Annotated in this window: 5 protein-coding genes and 1 pseudogene; 4 read left to right on the plus strand and 2 right to left on the minus strand. The window is 58.8% G+C overall.

Going from position 1 to position 6,000, the window contains the following annotated elements:
* Positions 1-201 precede the first annotated feature (201 nt).
* Positions 202-1,890: a long-chain-fatty-acid--CoA ligase FadD2 gene (fadD2, locus tag F0169_RS18185; RefSeq protein ID WP_152747252.1), complete on the minus strand. Its 1,689-nt coding sequence runs from the start codon at positions 1,888-1,890 to the stop codon at positions 202-204.
* Between the two features lie 220 nt (positions 1,891-2,110).
* On the opposite strand from fadD2, the gene F0169_RS18190 reads away from it, so the two are divergent.
* A complete protein-coding gene (locus tag F0169_RS18190) occupies positions 2,111-3,055 on the plus strand; it encodes an alpha/beta hydrolase (RefSeq protein WP_152747253.1) in 945 nt (314 codons plus the stop codon).
* A 71-nt stretch (positions 3,056-3,126) separates the two neighbouring features.
* A pseudogene (locus F0169_RS18195) lies at positions 3,127-3,596 on the plus strand (MaoC family dehydratase).
* Positions 3,597-3,771: 175 nt separating this feature from the next.
* Here F0169_RS18195 and F0169_RS18200 read toward each other — a convergent pair.
* Positions 3,772-4,239, minus strand: a complete 468-nt coding sequence (locus tag F0169_RS18200; RefSeq protein ID WP_058414429.1) for a ferritin-like domain-containing protein — start codon at positions 4,237-4,239, stop codon at positions 3,772-3,774.
* Positions 4,240-4,445: 206 nt separating this feature from the next.
* Here F0169_RS18200 and F0169_RS18205 point away from each other — a divergent pair, with 206 nt between their 5' ends.
* Both F0169_RS18205 and F0169_RS18210 read left to right on the plus strand, forming a co-directional pair.
* Positions 4,446-4,682, plus strand: a complete 237-nt coding sequence (locus tag F0169_RS18205; RefSeq protein WP_058414430.1) for a DUF3820 family protein — start codon at positions 4,446-4,448, stop codon at positions 4,680-4,682.
* A gap of 14 nt (positions 4,683-4,696) precedes the next feature.
* A complete protein-coding gene (locus F0169_RS18210; RefSeq protein WP_152747254.1) occupies positions 4,697-5,872 on the plus strand; it encodes an aminotransferase class V-fold PLP-dependent enzyme in 1,176 nt (391 codons plus the stop codon).
* The last annotated feature ends 128 nt before the right edge of the window (positions 5,873-6,000 follow it).

Genomic DNA, 6,000 nt, shown 5'->3' on the forward strand with positions numbered 1-6,000 from the left:
GACTCAAGAATGTTTAATAGTCACTTTTAGAGCAAAAATTCTATAACACCAAAAAGACCTCTGGAATGGGCATTTCAGGACGATAAACAGCATTGTGGGAGGGAGCTTGCTGCCGGTTGCGCCAGGTCAGTCGATACATCTGGTGACTGTTCCATTGCAATCGGCAGCAAGCCGCCTCCCACAGTTTGAGCGCATTTCAGATCACGCTATGTCGCGCAGCTCCCGACGCAGAATTTTGCCCACCGGGGTCATCGGCAACGCGTCGCGCAACACAATATGTTTGGGCACCTTGTAGCCCGTAAAGTTAGCCTTGCAGTACACCTTCAACTCCTCGAGGTTCAGGCCTTGGGCGCGCGCCACCACAAACAGCTTCACCGCCTCCCCCGTGCGATCATCCGGCACGCCGATTACCGCGCAATTGGCCACGGCCGGGTGGGCCATCATCACTTCTTCGATTTCGTTGGGGTATACATTGAAACCCGAGACGATGATCAGGTCCTTCTTGCGGTCGACGATGCGTACAAAGCCGTCATCATCGATCACCGCAATGTCGCCGGTCTTGAGCCAGCCCTCGGCATCCAGCGCCTCGGCAGTCGCGGCGGGTTGCTGCCAGTAGCCCTTCATGACTTGCGGGCCCTTGATGCACAATTCGCCGCGCTCGCCCAAGGGCAACTCGACGCCTTGATCATCAATCACCTTCATTGCCGTGGCCGGCACCGGAATACCCACGGTGCCCAGACGCGATTTATTGCCATACGGGTTGGTGCTGGCCACCGGTGAAGTTTCGGTCAGGCCGTAGCCCTCGCTGATCGCACAGCCGGTAACCTGCTGCCAGCGCTCGGCGACGGCCTTGATCAGCGCCGTACCGCCGGAGTTGGTGAGCTTCAGATGGGAGAAATCCAGGTGCTTGAAGTCCGGGTGGTCCATTAACGCTACAAACAAGGTGTTCAACCCGAGCAGCCCGGTAAAACGCCACTTTTTCAGTTCCTTGATAAAGCCGCCAATGTCGCGAGGGTTGGTGATCAGCACGTTATGGTTGCCGGACACCATCATGCACATGCAATGCGCGGTGAATGCATAGATGTGATAAAGCGGCAGCGGCGCGACCATCACCTCCTGCCCTTCCTTGATCAGCGGGTGGCCGTGCTCGTCGGTCTGCGACATGCAGGCGCGCACCTGTTGCATGTTCGCCACCAGGTTGCCGTGGGTCAGCATCGCGCCCTTGGCCAGGCCGGTAGTGCCGCCGGTGTATTGCAACACGGCGATGTCGTCCAGGGTCACCGGGTGGCGAGTCACACCCAGCCCGGCGCCCATGCGCAACGCGCGCTTGAACGACACGGCGCGTGGCAACGTGTAGGCCGGGACCATCTTTTTAACCTTGTCGACCACGGTGTTGATCAGCCAGCCTTTGGCGGCGGGCATCAAGTCGCCCATCCTGGCTTCGATCAAGTAGTCGATCTCGGTGTCGGCGCACACTTCCTGTACGCGCGAACCGAACAGGTTGAGGTAGACAAGCGCACGCACGCCGGCATCCTTGAACTGGTGGCGCATCTCGCGCGGGGTGTACAGCGGGTTGGTATTGACCACGATCAACCCGGCGCGCAGTGCGCCAAACACGGCAATCGGGTAATGCAGCACGTTGGGCATCTGCACGGCGATGCGCTCACCGGGTTTAAGGTCGGTGTGCTGTTGCAGGTAAGCCGCGAACGCCGCACTCTGGCGCTCAAGCTCGGCGTACGTCAGGGTGATGCCCATGTTGCTGAACGCCGGACGGTCGGCAAACGCCTTGCAAGAGCGCTCGAAGACTTCGATCACCGACGTGTAGGCGGTGAGGTCGATGTGGCTGGGAACGCCCGCCGCGCGTTTGTCATTCCAGAAGTCAGGTTGCATTATTCTTGTCCTCTTACCTGAGTGTGTCCGGCCGCTGCAGCTGTAAAAAGTGTGCTGCTAAAAAGCGGAGCTCTTGGGGACGGTAGCAGCTATGGCCAACCAGGCAATACAGGAAAGAGCCTCATTTATTGCGTGAATCTTCCTACAACGGCTTGCACTGATCAGGCGCGTCTCATGCGCTGAGCTATACACTGCAATCCCCCTGAGCAAAGGAGCCGCCATGCACCACAGCACCTTCTGGCTGACCGCGAATGACCAGAGCCGCCTGTACGTCAATCAATGGCTGCCCGATGGCCCGCCCAAGGCCTTGGTGATGCTGTGCCACGGCATGGCCGAGCACAGCGGGCGCTACGCGCGCCTGGCCCAAGCGTTGTGCAACGCAGGTTACGGCGTGTATGCAGCAGACCAGCGCGGTCACGGCCGTACCGCCGACGAAGGCACGCTGGGGTTGTATGCCGAACACGATGGCTGGAACACAGTCGTCGGCGACCTCGCCAGCCTCAACCAACACATTGGCCAACAGCAGCCGGGGCTGCCGATCATTTTGTTGGGCCACAGCATGGGCAGCTATATCGCCCAAGCCTACCTGTTGCACCACAGCGCCAGGCTGAATGGGGCGATTCTCAGCGGTTCGAATTTCCAGCCAGTGGCGCTGTACCGCGCGGCGCGGCTGATTGCGCGCCTTGAACGGTCGCGCCAGGGCCTACGTGGGCGCAGTGGCTTGATCGACTTTCTGTCCTTTGGCTCGTTCAACAAAGCGTTCAAGCCCAACCGGACCGCGTTTGACTGGCTCAGCCGCGACCCGAGCGAGGTGGATAAGTACATCAACGACCCGCTCTGCGGGTTCCGCTGTACCAATCAGCTGTGGGTCGACCTGTTGGGTGGCTTGCAGCAAATCAGCAAAGCGTCCAATCTCGCGCAGATTGATCCGGGCCTGCCGATTCTGGTGATCGGCGGTGAATGTGATCCGGTGAGTGAGGGCAAGCGTCTCAAAAGCCTGGCCCATGCGCTGCGTGAGGCCGGCTGCCAGAACGTGCACTTAAATGTCTACCCGCAGGCGCGTCACGAAGTGTTCAACGAAACCAACCGCGATGAAGTCACAGCGGATGTGCTGACCTGGCTCGACCAGGCCCTGGCGTTGCGCAGGCCGGCCCGCAGTGAATGACTTCTCGTTTAAAATACGCCGTTTAAAGTCAGTCAATTAAATTACCGATTAGCCACAGGATGCACCTTTAGATGACTCAGGTTAGCAACACCCCGTACGAAGCCCTCGAAGTCGGCCAGACCGCCAGCTACACCAAGACTGTCGAAGAGCGTGACATCCAGCTGTTTGCCGCGATGTCCGGCGACCACAACCCAGTGCACCTGGATGCCGAGTACGCCAAGCGACCATGTTCAAGGAGCGTATCGCTCACGGTATGTTCAGCGGCGCCCTGATCAGCGCGGCGGTTGCCTGCGAGCTGCCTGGGCCGGGCACCATCTACATCGGCCAGCAGATGAGCTTTCAAAAACCGGTGAAAATCGGCGACACCCTGACCGTACGTCTGGAAATCCTCGAAAAGCTGCCCAAGTTTCGCGTGCGCATCGCCACCCGCGTATTCAACCAGCGCGACGAGCTGGTCGTAGACGGCGAGGCGGAAATTCTGGCACCGCGCAAGCAGCAGGTGGTGACGCTGACCGAGCTGCCACCGATCAGCATTGGCTGAGTGCAGAACAAAGCGGGAGGGAGCTTGCTGCCGATTGCGGTGTATCAGCCACCGAACACAGTGACGGATACAGTGCTATCGGGAGCAAGCCCCCTCCCACATTTGCGCTGCAGGCTAATGCAAAAAAAAGTGGGAGGGGGTTTCCCCCCTCCCACTTTTCGTTACAGCGCAAGGCTTACGACTGAGCGCGAGCCTGGTTACGCAGGGCTTTTACCTGGTCGTGGTTACGTTGTGCGCCGTGGAACTGACGCTCAACCAAATCACGAATGCCCAGCAGGTTGTGCTTGTTGATTTTCTCGATGGCTTCTTTGTAAGCCTTCAGTGCGTGGTCTTCACCGCGCTCTGCTTCGTTCAATACCGCTTCTTCGTCTTTACCGGTCACCATCGACTTCACGTCGACCCAGCCGCGGTGAAGAGCGCCAGCAACACTGCCGGAATCTTCCGGGTCACCGCCCAAGGCTTTTACAGCGGTTTTCAATTCAGCAGCGGCGGTTGCGCAATCAGCTGAACGCTTGGCAAACAGGGCTTTAAGTTCTGGGTGCTTGATGTCTTCAGCACACTCTTGGAAGCCTTTCTGGCCGTCGATGCTGGTTTCGATCAAGTCGTTCAGTACGGAGATCGATTCTTTGTTGATGTCGGTCATTTTTCAATTCCTTATGTGGGTTGAGAAAGCTTGCATGAATGATTGCAGCCCTCGTGCCAGCTTTTGAAAAACTATTTTAATTATACATTTCAATAACTTACGATTAGTTGAACCATCTGTATGTGCGTTTTTTGCATGATCTGTCATTTGGCCTTCATGCAGAATGCCTGTATTTTCGAACACCTCGCCTCAACCGCACGAAGCCCATGAACCCCGAAAAACTCGAACTGCTGATCACCCGCCAAATGCCCTTCGGCAAGTACAAGGGAAGGATCATCGCCGACCTGCCAGGCCCCTACCTGAATTGGTTTGCCCGTGAAGGTTTCCCGCACGGCGAACTGGGCGGCCTGCTGGCGTTGATGCAGGAAATCGATAGCAACGGCTTGGCCGAACTGCTTGAACCGCTGCGCCTGAAACACGCTAAACCCGCCCCCCGCCATTGAGTGAGAGCCCCACCATGCCAAGGAATGCTGATAACGAAACTCACTGGCAAGCCATCGCCGGGCGCTACGAACTGGAGCCCGGACCGATCAATCTGGAAAACGGCTATTTCGGACGTATGAGCCGTGCGGTGCAAGCGCAGTACCTGGAGCACGTGGCGTTTATCAACCGCAGCAACGCGGTGTATGTGCGCCAGCGCTTCGAACAAGGCGAAAACCTCGAGATTCGCCGTCAACTGGCCGAGTTGATCAACGTCGACCCCGCGTCGGTGGCCTTCACCCGCAACGCCACTGAGGCGTTGCAATCACTGATCCGCAACTACAACCGCTTGGTGCCGGGCGACCAGGTGCTGATCAGCGACTTGGAGTACGACACGGTCAAAGGCGCCATGCGTTGGCTGGCAGGTGCGCGCGGGGTGGAAGTGATCGAGGTGTGCCACACGCACCCGGCGAGTTTCGACAGCCTGGTGCAGACCTATCGGGATGCGTTCGTGCGGCACCCGCGCCTCAAGCTGATGGCGTTGACCCATGTTACCCACCGCACCGGCCTGGTGATGCCGGTTGAGGCGATTGCACAGGCGGCGCGTGAACATGGCGTGGACGTGATACTCGACGGCGCGCATGCCTTGGGCCAGATCGAGTTCAACCTCGCCCAATTGGGCATTCAGTTCGCGGGCTTTAACCTGCATAAATGGATTGGCGCGCCGCTGACCCTGGGTTTTATGTACATCGCCCCGGAGCGCTTGGCCGACATCGACCCGGACATGGGCGAGTTTCACTACCCCGCCACCGACGTGCGTGCACGCACGTCTTACAGCACGCCGAACTTTGCGGCACTGATGACCTTGCCACGGGTGTTTGAAGAGCATCGCGCCTTGGGCGGCTCGGCGGCCAAAGGCGCGCGGGTCAATTATTTGCGCGATGTGTGGGTGAGCCAGGTGCGGCCGTTGCCAGGCATTGAAGTGCTGACCCCGGACGACCCGCGGTTATATTGCGGGATCACTGCGTTCAAGTTTATCGGGCGCGATCAGCAAGCGATGGCAGACCGGTTGCTCAATGAGTACGCGCTGTTTACCACTACGCGCACGGGCGCCGCGTTCGGCAGTTGTATCCGGGTAACGCCGGGCTTGGTGACATCGGCGGCGGACATGGGTGCGCTGGTCAACGCAATCACCGAACTGAGCAGCGAGTAATTGTGGGAGCGGGCTTGCTCGCGATGCAGGCACCTCTGTATCACAGGCACACCGCGTTGAGGCCATCGGGAGCAAGCCCCCTCCCACAGTTGGATGCGTGTGAAGCCTGAGGTTTTCTGCAGGCAAAA

It is taken from the genome of Pseudomonas kitaguniensis, from assembly GCF_009296165.1.
GTDB classification, from domain to species: domain Bacteria; phylum Pseudomonadota; class Gammaproteobacteria; order Pseudomonadales; family Pseudomonadaceae; genus Aquipseudomonas; species Aquipseudomonas kitaguniensis.